At 42.2% G+C, this 18552-nt stretch carries 18 protein-coding genes; 13 read left to right on the top strand and 5 right to left on the bottom strand.

The features are described 5' to 3' along the window. Positions 1 to 84 precede the first annotated feature (84 nt). From AC4E96_RS00690 to AC4E96_RS00665, 6 genes are all read left to right on the top strand, one after another. The gene (locus AC4E96_RS00690) at positions 85 to 459 is read left to right on the top strand and encodes a DUF3224 domain-containing protein (RefSeq protein ID WP_490254596.1); all 375 of its coding nucleotides are present in this window, start codon (positions 85 to 87) and stop codon (positions 457 to 459) included. A 66-nt stretch (positions 460 to 525) separates the two neighbouring features. Continuing rightward, positions 526 to 993 carry a nuclear transport factor 2 family protein gene (locus tag AC4E96_RS00685; RefSeq protein ID WP_488031973.1) on the top strand — a complete coding sequence of 156 codons (468 nt, stop codon included), beginning with the start codon at positions 526 to 528 and terminating at the stop codon, positions 991 to 993. 29 nt (positions 994 to 1022) lie between these two features. Then, complete coding sequence (locus AC4E96_RS00680) at positions 1023 to 1667, top strand: DNA alkylation repair protein (protein ID WP_490254595.1); 645 nt, start codon at positions 1023 to 1025, stop codon at positions 1665 to 1667. 12 nt (positions 1668 to 1679) lie between these two features. After that, positions 1680 to 2171, top strand: a complete 492-nt coding sequence (locus tag AC4E96_RS00675; protein ID WP_490254594.1) for a P-loop NTPase family protein — start codon at positions 1680 to 1682, stop codon at positions 2169 to 2171. 94 nt (positions 2172 to 2265) lie between these two features. Then, on the top strand, positions 2266 to 2955 hold the full coding sequence (locus AC4E96_RS00670) for a CatB-related O-acetyltransferase (protein WP_488031974.1): 690 nt from the start codon (positions 2266 to 2268) through the stop codon (positions 2953 to 2955). 24 nt (positions 2956 to 2979) lie between these two features. Further along, positions 2980 to 3312: a zinc ribbon domain-containing protein YjdM gene (locus AC4E96_RS00665; RefSeq protein WP_490254593.1), complete on the top strand. Its 333-nt coding sequence runs from the start codon at positions 2980 to 2982 to the stop codon at positions 3310 to 3312. 36 nt (positions 3313 to 3348) lie between these two features. On the opposite strand, the gene AC4E96_RS00660 is transcribed toward AC4E96_RS00665, so the two are convergent. After that, positions 3349 to 4224, bottom strand: coding sequence for a TetR/AcrR family transcriptional regulator (locus AC4E96_RS00660; RefSeq protein ID WP_488031976.1), 876 nt, complete (start codon positions 4222 to 4224; stop codon positions 3349 to 3351). A gap of 322 nt (positions 4225 to 4546) precedes the next feature. On the opposite strand from AC4E96_RS00660, the gene AC4E96_RS00655 reads away from it, so the two are divergent. Then, positions 4547 to 6358: an ABC transporter ATP-binding protein gene (locus AC4E96_RS00655; protein WP_490254592.1), complete on the top strand. Its 1812-nt coding sequence runs from the start codon at positions 4547 to 4549 to the stop codon at positions 6356 to 6358. 69 nt (positions 6359 to 6427) lie between these two features. Here AC4E96_RS00655 and AC4E96_RS00650 read toward each other — a convergent pair whose 3' ends face one another. After that, entirely contained in the window at positions 6428 to 8395 is a 1968-nt protein-coding gene (locus tag AC4E96_RS00650; protein ID WP_490254591.1) for an alpha/beta hydrolase family protein, read from the bottom strand. A 195-nt stretch (positions 8396 to 8590) separates the two neighbouring features. Between AC4E96_RS00650 and AC4E96_RS00645 the strand changes: the two genes are divergently transcribed. Next, positions 8591 to 9772: a M28 family metallopeptidase gene (locus tag AC4E96_RS00645; RefSeq protein WP_490254590.1), complete on the top strand. Its 1182-nt coding sequence runs from the start codon at positions 8591 to 8593 to the stop codon at positions 9770 to 9772. Between the two features lie 149 nt (positions 9773 to 9921). Here AC4E96_RS00645 and AC4E96_RS00640 read toward each other — a convergent pair whose 3' ends face one another. The 3 genes from AC4E96_RS00640 to AC4E96_RS00630 are packed head-to-tail and all read right to left on the bottom strand — an operon-like array spanning position 9922 to position 12954. Beyond that, positions 9922 to 11013, bottom strand: coding sequence for a cytochrome d ubiquinol oxidase subunit II (locus AC4E96_RS00640; RefSeq protein WP_490254589.1), 1092 nt, complete (start codon positions 11011 to 11013; stop codon positions 9922 to 9924). Between the two features lie 12 nt (positions 11014 to 11025). Next, positions 11026 to 12387, bottom strand: coding sequence for a cytochrome ubiquinol oxidase subunit I (locus tag AC4E96_RS00635; protein WP_488031981.1), 1362 nt, complete (start codon positions 12385 to 12387; stop codon positions 11026 to 11028). Positions 12388 to 12399: 12 nt separating this feature from the next. Further along, positions 12400 to 12954: a GbsR/MarR family transcriptional regulator gene (locus tag AC4E96_RS00630; RefSeq protein ID WP_490254601.1), complete on the bottom strand. Its 555-nt coding sequence runs from the start codon at positions 12952 to 12954 to the stop codon at positions 12400 to 12402. Between the two features lie 160 nt (positions 12955 to 13114). Between AC4E96_RS00630 and AC4E96_RS00625 the strand changes: the two genes are divergently transcribed. The 5 genes from AC4E96_RS00625 (at position 13115) to AC4E96_RS00605 (ending at position 18551) form a co-directional block, all read left to right on the top strand. After that, positions 13115 to 13438 carry a hypothetical protein gene (locus AC4E96_RS00625; protein ID WP_490254588.1) on the top strand — a complete coding sequence of 108 codons (324 nt, stop codon included), beginning with the start codon at positions 13115 to 13117 and terminating at the stop codon, positions 13436 to 13438. A 252-nt stretch (positions 13439 to 13690) separates the two neighbouring features. Continuing rightward, entirely contained in the window at positions 13691 to 16180 is a 2490-nt protein-coding gene (locus AC4E96_RS00620; RefSeq protein ID WP_490254600.1) for a TonB-dependent receptor plug domain-containing protein, read from the top strand. 172 nt (positions 16181 to 16352) lie between these two features. Beyond that, a complete protein-coding gene (locus AC4E96_RS00615; protein WP_490254587.1) occupies positions 16353 to 17345 on the top strand; it encodes a MipA/OmpV family protein in 993 nt (330 codons plus the stop codon). Next, positions 17335 to 17823, top strand: a complete 489-nt coding sequence (locus AC4E96_RS00610) for a DUF3019 domain-containing protein (RefSeq protein WP_490254586.1) — start codon at positions 17335 to 17337, stop codon at positions 17821 to 17823. The genes AC4E96_RS00615 and AC4E96_RS00610 overlap by 11 nt, the downstream gene beginning before the upstream one ends. Further along, positions 17823 to 18551, top strand: a complete 729-nt coding sequence (locus AC4E96_RS00605; protein WP_488031987.1) for a response regulator — start codon at positions 17823 to 17825, stop codon at positions 18549 to 18551. Before AC4E96_RS00610 ends, AC4E96_RS00605 begins: the two co-directional genes overlap by 1 nt. Position 18552: the final 1 nt, after the last annotated feature.

The following is an 18552-nucleotide window of genomic DNA, read 5'->3' as shown; positions in this document are numbered from 1 at the left end:
TCACTGGTACATGGCAACAGTGGCAATGGTTAAGCACTCCCCAATCTCACATACGTTAAAACAAAAATAAAAAAAGGAAACACAATGTCAGTATCTGGAAGTTTTGATATCAACCTAGAACCGCAACAAGATGCTCAGGCACCTGCTGGACGAATGTTAATCGATAAAAAATACAGCGGTGAATTGGAAGGCACTGGTGTTGGTCAAATGATCAGTAAACGTACTGAAGGTGGCGCTTCTGTTTACTCTGCGATTGAAGAGTTTTCTGGCACATTAGAAGGCAAAAAAGGCTCTTTCACTTTGTTTCATATTGGCACTATGTCAGCTTCAACACATGAGCTAAAAGTTAGTGTTGTCGAAGGCTCAGGAAGTGGCGAGTTAGAAGGCATAACAGGCGACTTATCAATTACCCAACAAGATGGCGGTCATTTTTATACGTTCAATTACCAACTGGACTAACAGGAATTTTGACTAATAAATAAACTCAAGTATGTTAGTAAGTTAAGAACTGAAAAAGGAATTCTTATGAAACAATTGATACTTCTTTCACTTGCCTTGTTTTTTGCCTCTACGGCAATGGCGAACGACAAAAAAATTGACCTAAAAGCCTTTGCGCAACTCTACTTTGACAAAATGACCGCGACTCAACAGCCAGGTGCAACGGAAAAAGAACTAGAAGAATATCTATCTCTGTTAACTGACGATATTGGCCACTCTCACCTTCCTTGGGTTACTGACGACTCACGTGTTCCGACTGGCAAAGCCGACATGAGAGAAGGCATGACCTTTTATCTTGGAGCGCACGACAAATATGAAGCAGAATTATTGGATGTTTTTGCATTTAATCACTCGGCCGTGGCGATTCGATATAAAAACTACGCGAAAGGAATTCATCCGCAAAGCAAACAAGAAATCGAGTACGCCAATACCATGATGGAAGTGCTTGAAATGGAAGGCGGTAAAGTCGCCGTTATTCGAAAGTACCACGAATAGCCCTGGCTACTTAGCTTTTGGAACGAATTATGACAGATAATAAGCACCCTCAACTTGATGAACTCCTTGCTGAACTTCATGCTGACAACATCAAAATGGGTGACATCAAAAAACGTGCAGCGTTGATAAAAAAAGATCATTCACTAGCACAATCCCTTTGGGCCTCTGGCTCTTATTATCCTCGCCTTTTAGCCGTGCTTATTTTTGATAAAAAACAATTAACCTCTGCCGACATTGACCGTATCGCTAACGACATAAACGAACATGATGAAGCAGAGGCAAATCAACTAGCTGACTGGCTGTTAGCTAATCAACTGATGAAAGATAAAACCCTCACCGCGCTTATATCGACCTGGCAACAACACAGCGCTCCCGTGCTTCAACGTTTGTTTTGGTACCATCAGGCTCGGCTTCGCTGGACAGGTAAAACGCCTCCGAATAATAGTGTGGATCTATTACAGTATTTGGAAAAACACATGGAGAATGCTGAGCCTAAAATTCAATGGGCGATGAACTTTTGTGCAGGTCAAATTGGTATCAACGAGCCCGAGTTTCGTCAGCAGTGCATAGATTTAGGCCAGAGGCTTGGGTTGTATAAAGACGAAGTCGTTCCAAAAAACTGTACTCCTTCCTATTTACCAGAATTTATTCGAATTGAAGTCGCGAAGCGATAAAGGAGTAAGTAGATGACAAGGTTAGTAATATTTGGCAACTCAGGATCAGGTAAATCTACTTTAGCCAAGTATCAAGCAGAACAGCTCCAGCTCGCCCACCTAGACCTAGATACAATTGCCTGGTTACCCACCTCACCACCGACCCGAAAAAGCTTGGCCGATTCTAAACAGATTCTTGATGAGTTTATTAACTGCAATGACAATTGGGTTATTGAGGGTTGTTATTCTGATTTAATTGAGTTGGTATTGCCCATTACGAGTCAGCTTGTATTTCTAGATTTATCAGTTAATCAATGTGTTCAAAACGCTCAAAACCGGAAATGGGAGCCACATAAATACGAGACTCCAGAGGCGCAAGATGCCAATTTGGCCATGCTTATTGATTGGATTAAGCAATACGATTCTCGTACCGACACCTTTTCCAAACAAGCACATACACGATTATTCGACCAGTTTTCTGGATCAAAACAACGCTTTACACAAAACCCACCACTTTCCCGATAAAGTAGCAAAGGTTAAATTTAAAAACGTATTCCCAGCACTTTTACTATCGGTATATAATCCCGTTTATAATAATTAAGCAAAACGGATTGTCACTTTGACTTTTATCAGTAAAGCATCATGGATAGACCCGACAGTAAAGCTTGGCGAGCCAGTTCGGACATGGGGAAGTGTGACCATTAAAAAGGGCTCGAGTGTCGGCCGATTTTCCTTTTTAAATTCTGGCACAATGGTATTTCCCGATACTCAAATCGGTAAATTTTGTTCGATTGGCCGAAAGTGCGAGATTGGTGCATTTTCACACCCCGTTGACTGGATAAGCTCAAGTCCCGTTTTTTATAACTGTAAACATCACTTCCCTGGTTATGAAGACCGCATTACCCAAGAAGCATTTGAGCGCCCTTCTAAAACCATCATTGGCCACGACGTGTGGATAGGCTCACTATCAATTATCTTAAAAGGTGTGAAGATTGGTAATGGCGCTATTGTCGCAGGAGGTTCAGTAGTCACTAAAGACGTTGAGCCTTACACAATAGTTGGTGGTGTACCTGCTAAAGTTATTCGCAAACGCTTTAGTGATGAACAAATTGCTAATTTGAAAAAATCGAAATGGTGGCACCGTCCACTCGAAGAAATCAACGCTGAGAGTTGGAGTGACATTGATAAGGTCATCGAGGGGCTATTACCTGAAGAAGAGCGACTGAATATGGAAAGTGGCTCTGAATCAAAAACCAAGCGTTCCCTCAGGTCCAGACTTGGCGCAGCCTGGCGTAGTTTTATTAAATAAAATTTTTAGTGTTGGAGTTTTTCAATGAGTTTACCTGATTGCCCTTCTTGTCAGTCTAGCTACGTTTATGAAGATCAAACAATGTTGATCTGCCCAGAGTGTGGCTACGAGTGGAATCCAGCAGAAGTGGATGAAGACCAACTTAAAGTAAAAGACGCAAACGGAACTTTACTCGCTGAGGGTGACAAAGTAACGGTTGCTAAAGACCTTAAAGTAAAAGGTAGCTCTATGGTCATTAAAATTGGTACTAAAGCAGTTATCCGTCGCATAAAAGACTGTAAAGATCACCAACTAGACTGCAAAGTAGACGGCATTGGTGAAATGATGGTTACCGCTCAATTTGTTAAAAAGGCATAGTAATTACTTAGGTTTTAAGTCGCGCTTAAATGGCCTTTATATAACCGCGACATCCAAAACATCAGCTAACTCAATTCTCAAGCGGTGTAACTCGCCATATGGCGCAAGGTTCGCTATCAAAGCTCTGAGTAATGTAGAGTTAGGTGTTTCGCTATTTAACTCTTGTTCGATTAATTGACAGGTTGAATCTACTTCACTTTTTTGGGTTGCTGAAAGTGATTCAGCTTTTAATTGAATGTGAGTCAGCAGTCTTAATGCTTTGTGTTGTCGAGATTGAGTTTGATCAGTCTCAATCATGCCAATACTAATCTCGGTCAGTGCCGGCTGTAAGTTGGCTTTTTGAAATGCCGTTAAACTTGCTTTTAGGCTCGTTGCGATAATTTTGGCGCAGTTATCGACATCAATATCGGCGTTGTCGAGAGTCATGAACAAGCCGTATTCATGAAAGGCTCCATTTAGAATCGTCAACAAGTCCATTTGCCAAGGGGTAACGTCCTTACCAAACACGATTTGCAAGAGTTGTAGCTGCCTTTGGTAATATTCTTGCCGATAAGATTGAATGAGCTGAACCATATCCTCATTCATCATCAAAGAGTCATCCATTGCAATTGCTTGATTTAAGGCTCGTTCTTGTGTCATTAACGTCAGTTCTTGACGAATGTAATCTTCGATTAGCGCCTCGTTATTATCACCCGATGTGCTAATTAAGTTTTCAAGCTGTTGTTGACCTCGCTCAATCAATTGATTCATCAGCGCAATCACAATGTCCTGCTTGGATTTGAAGTAAGAGTATACCGAACCTTTTGCTATACCAGCTTGTTTAGCGATTTCGGCAATGGTCGTGCCATTGATACCTAATTCTATAAACAGTGATTTTGCGACGGCTAAAATCTTTTCTCTTTTATCGCTCATTCTTACTCTCAAATTCATTTTTTAATGTTTGACCAGTCGGTCAAATTATTTGCAAAGATTGCAGGTGAAATCACGAATCATTGATGCGTGTTGCAGCCTTCCCTACTCGTTTTTACTCTTTTTTAATCGCTTTAGAAGTAACAGAAAACGAGTGATTAGGATGTTAGCACAGAATAACCACTTTTGACCACGCGGTCATTTTATTGACCAAAAATATTGACAATGACCGGAATGCCAACTAAATTGACCATGTGGTCAACACTTTGACCAACCAGTCACCAATTGGCATTTATCGAAAATCCGCTGTCGTATAGGAGAAACTATGAGTACGCAAAGTCAAATAGTGCAGCCCTCGCAAGAGGAATCTGTCGCAACAAATCCAAAGGAAAGCTCGGCCCAGCCAGGCCTAATGTCGTTATTAAAACCACACCGTCCATCACAAAAGCAGTTTGCGTTGATGGCCTTATTGGTTCTTGTTGCTACTGGGCTCGAATTATTCATACCTCTATTTAGCAAATACATGATTGATACTATTAGCACAACAGGTGTTGATTACACATTGGTCGCAACATTAGTCATTATCGTATTGGCGGCTGCCATTGCTGAAGGCTTATTAGCTTGGTATGGCAGTTATTTAGGTGAAAAGACCAATTTTAGATTGCGCTTTTCTGTCTTTAGGCATTTATTACACAGCCGTCAAACTGATCTAAACCAGGAACACAGTGCCGAGTTAAGTGCCCGAGTGGTCAATGACTCGATGGCGGTAAAATCAATTTTGGCAGAGGACTTAATTGGTTTTGTGACAGGCTTAGTCAGTATTGTTTCGGTTGTTGCCATCATGTTTTATTTGGACTGGCGCCTAACCTTAGTTCTGGTTAGTTGTATTTTAATCGGTGTCCTTTTGATCACGCCACTGGCTGTCTCCATGCGTGGAATCGGTATGGCAATGCAGGAAGCAGAGGCACAACTTATCGCCAATGTGACCGAATGGTTGCGAAGCTCAACCACGATAAAGGTCCACAATGCCAGTGATGAAGTGTTAGAAAACGGTAAAACACTACTCGACAATGCCTACTTTCATGCCATGCGCCAGGCAAGAGTAATGGCGCTCATTGGCCCTATTTCTAACCTGATATTAATGGTCAGTATGATTGCTATTTTGGCCAGTTCAGCGGTTTGGTTGGCGGAAGGGTCTTTGACTTTAGGCACAGTCACCGCGTTTATGATTTATTTGTTTGGATTGGCCTTTCCTATCATGGCCATTGGTATGTTTTTGAGTAATTTACATCGGGCGTCTGGCGCAGCGACGCGATTAAACGAGTTATTACAATTGCGTATTGAGCAACTTGAAACCGGCGAACCTTTACAAAGTATTGATGAGCTTGAAGTCTCAAACCTGCATTATAAAGTCGATGAAAAATCGATTTTAAAAGACATCAATTGGACCTTTAAACCAAATAAATTAACGGTATTGAGCGGTGAAAGTGGCAGCGGCAAATCATCATTGATCCAGCAACTGGTAGGTTTATACAGTGATACGTTTGAATCCATTTTAATTAATGGCAAGCCACTATCTAGCGTTAGCCTATCTTCTTTGAGACACCACGTTGCTTGGTTAGAACAATCTCCGAGTTTGTTCTTAGGTAGTGTCAGAGACAACTTAACGCTCGGTTTAGAAACAGAGAAGTGTGAGACGACAGATAAGTTAAAGCTGAACGAAGAGACAGGTTCAGATGGAAATTCTGTTGCGTCTATTTCTGGAACCTTCACTGACTCTGTAAAGGTTGACGACGAAACACTAAAACAGGCATTAATACGTGTCGGCCTTGGTAAGTGGCTAGAAAAAAACGACTTTAACCTTGATATGCAAATAAATGAAAATACCCAGCAGTTTTCAGGTGGTGAAAAACAGCGTTTTGCATTGGCTAGAGCCATTATTCGCAAGCCGCAAGTGTTGATTTTGGACGAACCAACCTCCGCCCTAGACAAACAAACAGAAGCGGAATTGATGGGTTATATTCGTGAACTGACTAATGAAATGCGGGTCATCATGGTGACTCACAACAAATCACTTATCCAGGTAGAAGATGATGTGATTGAGTTGGAAGAAGGGAGCATTAAAGCTCCTCTGTAATATTCTAAATAAAAAGGCCTATTTAAACGATAGGCCTGTCTGAGTAAAGAATAACTAAGCTTTTAAAGATTACAGCTCTAAATGTTTATCCAAGAAATTAAGAATTTGGTTAAACTGTTTTACGCGATTATCTGCTTTGTAAAAGTTATGACCTTCATTCTCCAATAGCTCATAAGTGTAAGGGTGATTTTCCTTTTTCAAAGCTTTGATCAATGACTCAGCCTGCTCGATTGGGGCGCGCTGATCGTCACCACCATGCACAATAAGAACAGGTGCTTTTAACTTGTCGATATTGTAAGACGGAGAATAAGCTTTTAGCATTTCGTCGTCTTTACCAATTACCGTGCTTAAGTAACGCTGACCACTGCGACGTCCTGCGACATCACCTTCACTGTATAACAATGGCAAGTCATAAACCCCAACAATACCGATGGCACACTTAAACATATCCGGTTCCAATATTGCACTTTGTAATGCAGAATAGCCACCGAAACTCGCGCCCATGATGCACATGTTTTTACTATCAGCGATGCCTTGCTCAACGACGTGTTTTACACCGTCAATGATGTCGTATTGAATTTTGCGGCCCCACTCTAAATAACCCGCTTCTTCAAAGTCTTTACCAAAGCCACCAGAACCTCGGAAGTTTACAGTCAGTACCGCTATTCCACGACTCGCTAATACCTGTGTGTTAGTGTCATAACCCCAATAATCGCGTGGACCATGAGGACCACCGTGTGGCATAACCACAAGTGGCAAATCTTTGGCTTCTTTGCCCTTTGGAACGGTTAGGTAACCAGTGATCTTTAAGCCATCTCGTGCTTCAAACTCGATAGGCTTCATTGGCGACATCAGTTCAGGTTTAATAGCTTGAATGCCATTAAACAAGAAGACAACGTTATTGTCCTCCGCGCGGTATAAGTAATAAGTGCCTGGATTAGTATCACTGAACGCACGAACAATAGACATGCTGTTGTCACGAGTTGTACTGACTAACTGCACTTGTTGGCCGCCAAGTGCTTGGATAAGCGACTTAAGACGAAGCGCTAAACTGTGGTTTGGTTGAATGAAAGCATAAGTTGGGTAGCCGTCTTCAATTTCAACCGCATATAGATCACGAGAGTTGCTATCTACCCAAAATTGAGTTGGCGAAACTCTAGGATCTTTAAAAATTTCTTTTGTTTCCTTAGTTTCTAAATTGTGCAGATAAATACCTTCTGGCTCACCTGATTTACTTGCTAACAAATATAGCTCGTTTGGTGAGTCTCCAAACGCAAGAGGTGACGCACTTTTAAATATATCTGTCAGCGGAGATTTTTCCCACTCAATACTATCGGGAGCACGCGTATACATTTGTAAGTTAATTGAATCTTTAGAGGAAACTGTGACGCGAACGTTGCCTTGTTTGTCCGCTAAAAATCCTGCTTGACCGATAGGAGAAGCGGCAACTTTACGACGGAGTCCTGTTAAAACGTGCATCTTGTACACAACCGTCGTGGCATCTTTTGCTCCAACCCATGGTTGAGTTCTAACTAAGATATAGTTCGGATCATCAGGCAGAAGGTCTAATACGCTAGAAAAGCCTCTTAAATCCTTTTGTTTCCTTATTCTTGTATGTTTTGCCTCGCCACTTAAATAACCAGCAAGGTATTTACCTTTAGAGCCGTCCGCGTTAATTGCATATAGTTCACCCATGGAGGTAGGTACCTCAGTCCAAGGCTTGCGGTAAATTTTGCTCAATACAATTCGTTCATCGTTCACCCAGTAATAGTTGCCGACTTCAGCACCTTCTGGAAAACGAAGCATATTGATAATTTTGTAGTCCGATAAAGTTAGAACGAAGAGGTTTCGCTGCCCTTCGACTTCTTTTACGACACTTAAATACTTTCCAGATGGCGATATTTTTACTTGACCAAAATCGACACCACCAGCAAAGGCCTCAATTGGAGTGAGGTCTTTCGCTGATTTACTAAATGCGGAAAATGAGATGGAAAAGAGTAAAATAGAAATGACATAGCAAAATTTAGACAATTTCATTTTAAGTCCTTTTAATACGTGAATGTTGTTTAATTTGACAGCAGTATAACGAGGTTAAAAAAAGATTACCGCTCAATTTTTGTTATAAACGAATAATATATCAATTGTTTGTAACAAAGTTTGTAAACCTACGTACGATACGTTACAAAAATAAGGTAAGTTACTAACCCAAACCTGACAAATAAAAAGAAGACTATGCGCCTAAATAACCTAACCAACTTGTTTTCTCCTAAGTTAATTCATTTGTTGAGCGGTTCGATATTAATGAGTAGCTGTTTAGCCTTTGCTCATAGCGATACGCCGGACCCAAAAGTTTTAGACCTAAAAAAAGCGTCAACTGAAATGGCTCACAGCCAAACTTGGCAAGATTTCTTGATGCTGGCCGATTACATAGAAGATAAAGGCAAGCGCACCGCAGGTGCCCCTCAAGAAAAGCAGATGGCTGACTGGATTGTTGAACAGTGGCAAGCGCAAGGGTTAGAAGTAACGCGCATTCCTTTTGATTTTGAGCTAAAGAACCAGGCTCTAAGCTCTGAGAACTTGCAGGTCACTTTTAAAGGCGCGTCAGACAAAACGATCGTCATCGGTGCCCACTACGACTCGGTTGGGGATAAAAATGGCTCATTGGGATTAATTGATAACGGTTCAGGTGTGTCTGCACTTTTAACCTTAGCCAAAAAGCTATCAACACAAGACTTACCTTATACCGTAAAACTCGTCGCCTTTGGAGCGGAAGAACGCGGACTTAAAGGCTCTAAGGCCTATGTTCAACAAGCTCTTAAAGATCCAAAACAACCCGCGCTTGATAAGTCAATTCATCAAAAAATCGCCTTTGACAATACCATTGCCATGATCAATCTAGACACGATCATAGGTGGCGATTATTTGTATGTGCACAGTGCCCATTCGGTCCCATATGACTGTAAGTTTTTGACTAACTCCAATTACAATAATGACAGCCATGTTCGCGAGGCAATCCGCAGCGTATCGATCGATTTATACAACGATGATGCACATCGATTACACAAACCTTTTAAAGGTTATCCAGAGGGCGAAACCGGCTCTTGGTCTGATCACTCTCCGTTTGCCTGCGCCGGTATTCCTATTGCTTATATTGAAGCGACTAACTTTACGATTAAAGGAAAACGCGGCAACGACGGTTATTCGCAAGTCGCTGACAAAGCCTATTGGACTTGTTTAAATGAAGAAAAATTAACGGCCTGTAATCAGTTCAAGGAAAGATACTGGGGTGAAATTTGGCACACTAAATTTGATCGCGCCGATGCACTGTTTCCGGTCATGAAAGAGCGACTACAAAGCCAGCTAGAACAAAACATCGACGTTTTATATCAGTTTTTGTTAAAGCCGGGAATATAAATACGGCCCGGCCTAGCCCTTTTATACATTAATATTTAATACTTACGGCAAGCCCAAATGGCTTGCCGCCTTTATTTTTATAGCTGCTATTTGTAGCATTTAATGTCAGGAACTTTCCTTTGTCATACAAAAAACCCAGTTAGTGACTTTTAATAGTAACGCAAAGGCTCTGACTTACCTGAGAATATCCGATAAACCATCACGGTATAGGCCAAAATACATGGCACAACAAAGATAACTCCGACTAATAAAAATCGCAGCGACTCTGGCGCACTCAATGACTCATAAATGGTTAGTTGGCCAGGGACCGCAAACGGAAAATAGCTCATCGCTAAGGCCGCAAAACTCAAGACAAATACACAAACGGCAATAAGCATTGGTAGCCACTCACCTTGTTTGACATTATCAGTTTGAACATCGCTGCTTTCCTGCTGTTCTTCCGAGCTTGTTTGGCTTGCCTGGCTTGTCGAGGGGCTTTTTATCTCTTTCGACATACGCTTGAGCACAACGCCGCAAATTAATAACAGCGCAAAACAAAGCAATGGAATCATTCCTAATACATAACCCAAAGGGGCAGATAGCCATAATTTATTGACAAAGTCATGCAAGCCTAAATTAGCGATACTCACCGCAATAATCCCACCAGCTAACACCCAAATAAGCGTTCTTGCCCATTTTATTGCGCGCTGTTGCAATTCACCTTCTGCCTTCACTATCAACCAACAAGCACCGATAAACGCATAAGCAGCAGTCACGCCAAATGCTGATAAAACTGCAAATAAATGTGCCCACCAGTCGGTTTGTAGGCCCGTCACATACAAACCCAACATATAACCCTGCGCCAATGTCGTAATGAATGAACCTACTTTAAAAGACACATCCCACCTGGCTTTTTGGCCTTGTTTTACCTTGGCTCTAAAATCAAACGACACACCACGTAATATCAGTCCAATCAACATGATGGTGGCAGGAATATACAAGGCTTGTAAGATCACACTGTGTGCGCTTGGAAAAGCAATCAACATGAGGCCAACCGCAAGTACTAGCCAGGTCTCATTGGCATCCCAATAAGGACCAATGGAAGAAATCATTTGATCACGCTGATCTTGGTTGTCACTCGGTAACAGCACGCCGACACCTAAATCATAGCCATCCAAAATCGCGTACAGGAGCACAGCCAAACCAAGTAGGCCAATGTAAATCACTGCCAATGTAGACTCAGATATTGTTTCTAATCCCATGATTTACTCCTTTTACGCCGACGCTACGCGCGCTTTGTATTTTCGTGCTTGCTCTCGCTCTTCTTCGCTGATCTCTTCTATTTCAACAGAGCGCTGACACATCAAAAATAGTGTTTTTATGTAGGCGACTAACAAGACCACATAAACAATGGCATACAGCGTAAGTGAAAAGCCAACATTACTAGCCGGTAACTGGGTCACAGCGTCCGACGTTTTTAATACACCAGAAACTAAATATGGTTGTCGGCCGACTTCAGTTACATACCACCCTGCTAAGGTCGCAACCCAACCACTAAATGTCATGGCTAATAGACCCTTTTGCATCCACGTTGTGGTATTGCCATTTTTGGCCAATTGAATACTACTCACCCAAGCAAAGATAAGCATTAACAAGCCTAATCCCACCATAATGCGAAAGCTGTAAAATACAGGACCTACGGGAGGGTGTTCTCCAACAAACTCATTTAAGCCTTTGATTTCACCATCCAGATCATGGGTCAAAATTAAACTCGCTCCTTTAGGAATACCAATTTCAAAGTGATTGGTCCGAGCCTCTTCATCCACCAGAGCGAACAGTAACAATGGCGCGCCTTTTTCCGTTTCCCATACGCCTTCCATCGCAGCGACTTTTTGAGGCTGGTGCTTTAAGGTATTAAGCCCGTGTAAATCGCCTGCAAATATTTGTAATGGCACTAATATAGCAGCCGTATACATCGCCGTTTTTAGGGCTAATTTTGGCGCCAATTTGTCATCACCTTTGAGCAGTCGATAGGCTGATAGACCGGCAATTAGGAAACAAGCGGTTAACCCTGAAGCTAACAACATGTGGGCTAATCGGTAAGGAAAAGACGGATTAAAAATTATCGCAGACCAATCGACCGCATGGACAATACCATCAATAATCTCATGGCCTTGTGGTGTGTGCATCCAACTGTTTAATGACAAAATCCAAAATGCTGAAATGGTGGTGCCGATGGCGACAATCAATGCCGATACCGTGTGGAGCCAAGCGGGAACTCGGTTTATACCAAATAGCATGATGCCCAAAAAAGTCGCCTCTAAAAAGAACGCAGTTAAGACTTCATAACCTAATAACGGTCCCGCGACGTTTCCTACTTTCTCCATAAAACCTGGCCAATTAGTGCCAAATTGAAATGACATAGTGACACCACTGACAACACCTAATGCAAAAGTCAATGCGAACACTTTTACCCAAAATCGATAGATTCGCATCCACACAGGATGACCACTTAAGTCATGACGTAATTTGAAATAAAACAAAAACCAGCCAAGCGCGATGGTGATCGTCGGGAACAAAATATGAAAACTGATGTTCAATGCGAATTGAATACGAGAGAGAATAAAAACGTCCATACAAACCTCTTTTTAAAGTTCGGCTTTCTTTTTAGCTGGAGTAAGTTTGTCTTTTAAGTCGAGGACCTTGCCGACACCTGAACCGAGTTTCATTAACGTATTGAGTTTATCCGGCCCTAGATTCTGCAATTCTTGTGACCAAGTCGTAACGTTTTCAAGTAGGTCATGAATTTCGGTGAGAGTTTGTTGTGCTTTGATTTCTTGTTGGTTGTCCGCCTTATCGAGTAATAAGTCTCGTAATAGGCTCATCGTTGGGTCAATTTCACGCTTGCGACGTTCTTCAAACACGCGATTGGCTAACTGCCAAATCGTTCCAGCCGGCACAAAGAACTCTTTTCGCTCTCCAACAATGGTATGTAATCGAATCAAACGCCAAGATTGAAGCTCTTTCAAGCCCATACTGACATTGCCTCGAGAGATATTTAACGCATCGGCAATATCTTGTGCCGACACAGGCTCATCATGTAAAACAATAAGTGCCAACATTTGACCGACAGTTCTATTGAACCCCCATCGAGAGCCCATTTCACCAAAATGCATAACCGCTGAAGTAACCATTGAAGACATTTGCATCGCTTTACCTTTCAAACTTTCAGTATTTTCTGAAAGTTTAGACCTGAATTAAAACAAAGACAATCACTTTCGTATTTTCTTACAAAAATAAGGTGGTAAGTTCGAAGCCATCAAAGTAACATCAGGCTCGGTTATTTAAATCTAAGGATGGATTATGAAAAAACTAACCCTCTCATTTGTATGTCTTTCTTGTGTGAATCTTACAGCTTGTAATATTACTCCTTCTAGCGAACACAACGCTTTGCAAGGCCTTGCTCAACACAGTGTCAAATCTTACATAAACGAAAACAATGGATGTTCTCAAGTTGAACACTCTAAATTAATAAAGCTTCTTCCCGCCAAAGGCGATGCCGATGAGGCGCTAACACCGAGCACTCAACACAGAGAGCACTGGCGCGTAAATGCCTGCGGTAAGACCCATGAACTCGAGCTATCCATCGACCAGACCTTAAATAAAGTATCAATACAAACCATGTAATTTGGCAAACAGTCGACTTCTTATCCAACTGCTGTCTCTTGGTTAAACAAAACAGTTGCATATGTACAACACAACCGTTTTCAACTGCATATTTTGGTATAAATTAGTTAATTAGGATCTTTTAGCTAGACTGAATCGTTAGGTAATATCCGCGCCCTAATTTTTTGGAAAAGCTAAAAGGTCAATTGAATGCTAACACTTCGTCCTTCATCTATATTCAGTTCAAAGCCACTTTTGGTCACGACTGCGGTTATGGCCGCATTAGGTTTCTCGGTACCAAGTTTGGCAGCCGAGCAGGACAACACTGCTGACAACGCTAAGCTAGAGAATGTTGAGGTTATTTCGATTACAGGTACTCGTCGTAGCTTACGCACCGTTGCAGAAAGCACTGTGCCAGTCGATGTCATCACCAGCGAAAACATGACCAGTACAGGCCAACTCGAGATCAGTCAGGTCCTTAACGCCTTAGTACCAAGTTTCAATTATCCGAGTGCAACCCTTGCAGATGGCACGGATCACGCACGTCCAGCAGTACTTAGAGGTCTAGCACCAGATCACACACTAGTTTTAATTAACGGTAAGCGCCGTCATTCAGGTGCCCTTTTAAACTTAGGCGGTACCGTTGGGCGTGGCTCATCGGCTGTTGACTTAAACATGATCCCAGCATCAGCAATTAAGCGTGTCGAAGTCCTTCGCGACGGTGCCGCTGCACAGTATGGTTCTGATGCTATTGCCGGCGTGATCAATATTGTTCTTAAAGATACAAGTGATGGCGGAAGTATCAATGTGACCTATGGTCAATACGACACCCAAATGGCAGGTTCTGCCCAGCTACTTAACACGTCAATCGAAAACGACGGTAACTTAGCCTTTGACAAAGGCAGTGATCGCACGTTAACAGACGGTCAAACACGTACTATTAGTGCTAACTCTGGGTTTAACCTTTCGGACCGTGGTTTTGTTAATGTCTCTTTAGAAATGCGTAACAACGAACCAACCAACCGTTCTGGTATTGATGAGCGTGAACAGTTTGAACGTGACGAGAACGGCAATTTAGACCCGAGAGAACTCACGTTTGACCGCTATAACCACAGATTTGGTAAAGCGGACATAGAAGACTTCGCCTTGTTTTATAACCTGGGTTACGAGCTTGAAAACAATATGCAATTGTACTCGTTTGGTAGCTATTCTGAGCGTGAAGGCAATTCTGGCGGTTTTTACCGTCGTGCGAAAGACTCTCGTAACGTTCCGAGTATTTATCCAAATGGCTTTTTGCCACAAATTGCTACTGACGTAAAAGATTACTCTTTTGCTATTGGTGTAGAAGGTGAAATCGACACTTGGGCATTTGATGTAAGTACTAACTATGGCCAAAACGACTTTGGTTTTGGCGTTGTAAATAGTCTTAACACGTCATTAGGTGCAAACAGTCCGACAGAGTTCGACAATGGAGCCTTAGTTTACGAGCAATGGCTTTTTAATGCCGATGCCAGCAACGTCTTCGACTTTGGTTTACCTGAAGATGTTTATGTAACGATTGGTCTAGAATACCGTTCAGAAAATTACCAAATTAAAGCAGGTGAAGAAGCGTCTTACATTACGGTACTTGATGACACAGGCAATCCTATAGCCGCCGGTGGAGCCCAAGTTTTATCCGGTTTTTCACCTGACAGTGCAACTGATCAATCGCGTCACAATACGGCTCTTTTTGCCGAGTTTGATACTTACTTAACGGACGAGTGGAATGTTGTGCTGGCCGGACGCTTTGAAGATTACAGTGACTTTGGAAGCACCTTTACCAGCAAACTTGCCACGCGTTACATCATCAATGATGACTTTAGTTTACGCGGCGCAATCAGCACTGGCTTTAGAGCACCATCATTAGCGCAGACCTCTTACAAATCGATCAGCACCGTATTTGAAAATGGTATTCCGAGTGAAGTTGGCCTGTTCCCAGTAAGTGAGCCGGCTGCACAAGCACTTGGCGCACGCCAATTAGAGGCAGAAGAGTCGGTTAATATGACCGCTGGTTTTATCTATACGTCGGGTGATTTCAGTTTAACGTTTGACGCTTATCAAATTGAAATCGACGATCGCATCGTATTATCAGAAAACTTGAGCGGTGATGCCGTTGAAGCGATTCTACAACAAGCTGGAGAGTTTAATACTCAACGCGTTCGCTACTTTACCAATGCCATTGACTCTGAAACCAAAGGCATGGATATCGTCGCGACATATCGCTTAGACCTTGCCGACTTTGGTGAAATGAACTTAAGCGCCGCGGCCAATATTAATGAAACGAAAGTAACGCACGTTAAAGAAAATCCAGCTGAATTAGCGGTCTTAGGTGAAAGCTATCAATATTTTGCCCGTCGTGAAATTGCTCGATTTGAAGAAGGTACACCTGACAACAAGCTAAACTTATCTGCGACTTGGCGCTTGGACGAGTGGACTACAACACTTAGAGCGACACGCTACGGTGATGTGGTTGACGTTTCGAGTAACCCAGACAATGACGAAGTCATTGCCGCTAAATGGATTACTGACGTTGAAGTTGCTTATCAGCTTAATGAAAGTTGGAAGTTTGCATTAGGTGCAAACAATATCTTTGACCAATATCCACAAGATACTGTAAGCAATATTGGTTTTAGTAACTTTAATCAAATCTTCACTTACAGTGCATTTACGCCATACAGCTTAGATGGCCGATTCATCTATGCAAATGCGCGCTACCAGTTCTGATCACTAACTCATCAGATTTATAATTTTCATTAAATCTGTCGTTAATATCACAACCAAAACTTCGAGGCCTGGCATCTGCTAGGCCTTTTAATTGTTATAATTTGTAACTTCACCTTTTGCCATTCAAAAAACATTGATAGATTAGATTCAACTCACTTTTGAATTCTAATTTATGTTCCGTTATTTTATATTAATCATTGGCTTAGCTTTGGTTTTTACAAGTCATTTTGCCACTAGCCAAACGACTCAAATAACCAATAAGGACCTAGAACAAAAAGAAACGCCTCTTTCAGATAAGTTGTCTGAATACATCGCCGTTGGTGATTGGCAAATTTCTTTATCTTTAGGTTTTGGTAAACGAACAAGTACGTTAACCGGAAGCCAAGACCAAACCTTGTTACTTGTACCAACATTCAGCTTTTATGGCGAACGCTTCTACTTTGACAATGGCAGCTTGGGCTACACATTCTTGGACACCGACAACCACTCTTTTAGTGCCGTAACCGAAATCCACCCAATTGCTGGCCAGTATTTTGATTTGCACCCTGCCAATCTAATTTTGGGTACCGAAGAGTTCGACAACAAACTGGACACACCTAGCCCACAAGATGATGAAGATGGGATTCGTTTACCACCGAATATCACTATCCAAGATGTGATAAAACGATATGATCTTAATAATCAGGACATGGTTCTTCCAAAGCCCGACTGGTCTTTTGACGCAGGTATTCGTTGGAATTGGTTCATCAACCCTGATCAACTTTTAACAATCGAAGCCTTCACCGATGTGACGAATGTGCATAACGGTCAACGTATTGAAATTGAATGGTCTCGCTCCATGCTGGACCAAAAAAGCAAAGGGGTGCTAAGCTCAGAAAAATGGAAGGGCCAGCTCAACTTGGGTTTGACATATTACGACCAAGAAACAACCCAATACTTTTTTGGCGTTGATGAAAGACACAACTCCAACCCGGTTTTTTATTATGATACCTCCCATAGCATAAACCCTCACGCATCTGTATATCTAACTCGCCCTGCTTTTGAAGACTGGCGTATGGTGCTGTTTTTGAAAACGGAGCGATTGGCTAATCCAATTTACTTTAGCCCGAGAACGGAACACCGATATGCGGTCACTTTTTTCATGGGACTAACCTATGATTTTTAGTCGAGTGTTCGTACAAGGATTTCATTACTCTCTCGAGAGTAAAGCAGCAAGGATGTTGGCACTCAAGCCAAGCTTTTTTCGTGTTTGGCTTTTGGCTTCTTTTATTGCCTTCTCGCCGTTATCTTTTGCCGACCACTCAAAGGTGGAGGACGAGGTTGCCATTATCGACCCCAATGCATCTTCTATTACACCGACTCATTGCATCACGACTTACCCGGATCAGCCCTGCGACTTAATTGTGACCATTACCTGGCCGGACGATTTATCAAATAAGCTTTGTTTGTATCAAGGTAATGAACGACTTGATTGCTGGAATAGCGATAATTACGCTTTTTATGTAACGAATATCACGTTGGCGTCGCCAACACCGTTCACCCTAAAAACCGACACCAACCAAACGTTGGTGTCTACTGAAATCCGAGTCAGCGCCGTCAAAAACAAACGTCGAAGACTACGTCCAAGGTGGAGTATTTTCTAATGAAAAAAATTGTATTAGTAGAAGATGATGCAAGACTTGCACATTTAGTGAAAAGCTTTTTACAACAACACGGCTTCGACGTCACCTTATTACAGTCAGGTGAAATGGCCGTGCAGACCATTAAAAGTGTGAACCCTGACTTGGTTATATTAGATATAATGCTGCCAAACAAAGACGGTTACACGATATGCCGTGAAATCAAGTCATTTTACAATAACCCTATTATGTTTTTAACGGCGAAAGACAGTCCAATCGACCACGTAATGGGACTCGAAATTGGTGCCGATGACTACATCATTAAGCCGGTTGATCCTCATGTACTATTAGCCCGCATCCATGCAGTACAACGCCGCACAGCAGAAGCAAATGCCGCCAATATTGAGGCTAACTCAGCACTTGAATTTGGCTTGTTTAGTATTGACCATCAAAGTCGTGTCGTCGTCATTGACGATGAAAGTATAGAGTTAACCTCACACGAATTTGAATTACTGTGGTTACTCGCAAGCAATGCTGGTCAACCATTAAGTCGCGAACACATTCATCAAGTGATGATTGGGCGTGAATACGATGGCTTAGATCGCACTGTTGATGTTCGTGTTTCTCGCTTGCGCAAAAAGCTGCTGGATGACACAAAAAACCCAGCGCGCATCGTGACGGTCTGGGGTAAAGGCTATATGCTCAGCCCAACGGCTTGGCAGCAAAAATACGTCACCCCAAAAGCGAGTTAGT

The sequence above is a fragment of the Psychrosphaera sp. genome (genome assembly GCF_982872775.1).
The sequence above is the reverse complement of the archived record's forward strand: the minus strand, read 5'-3'. Positions and strand labels throughout refer to the sequence as shown.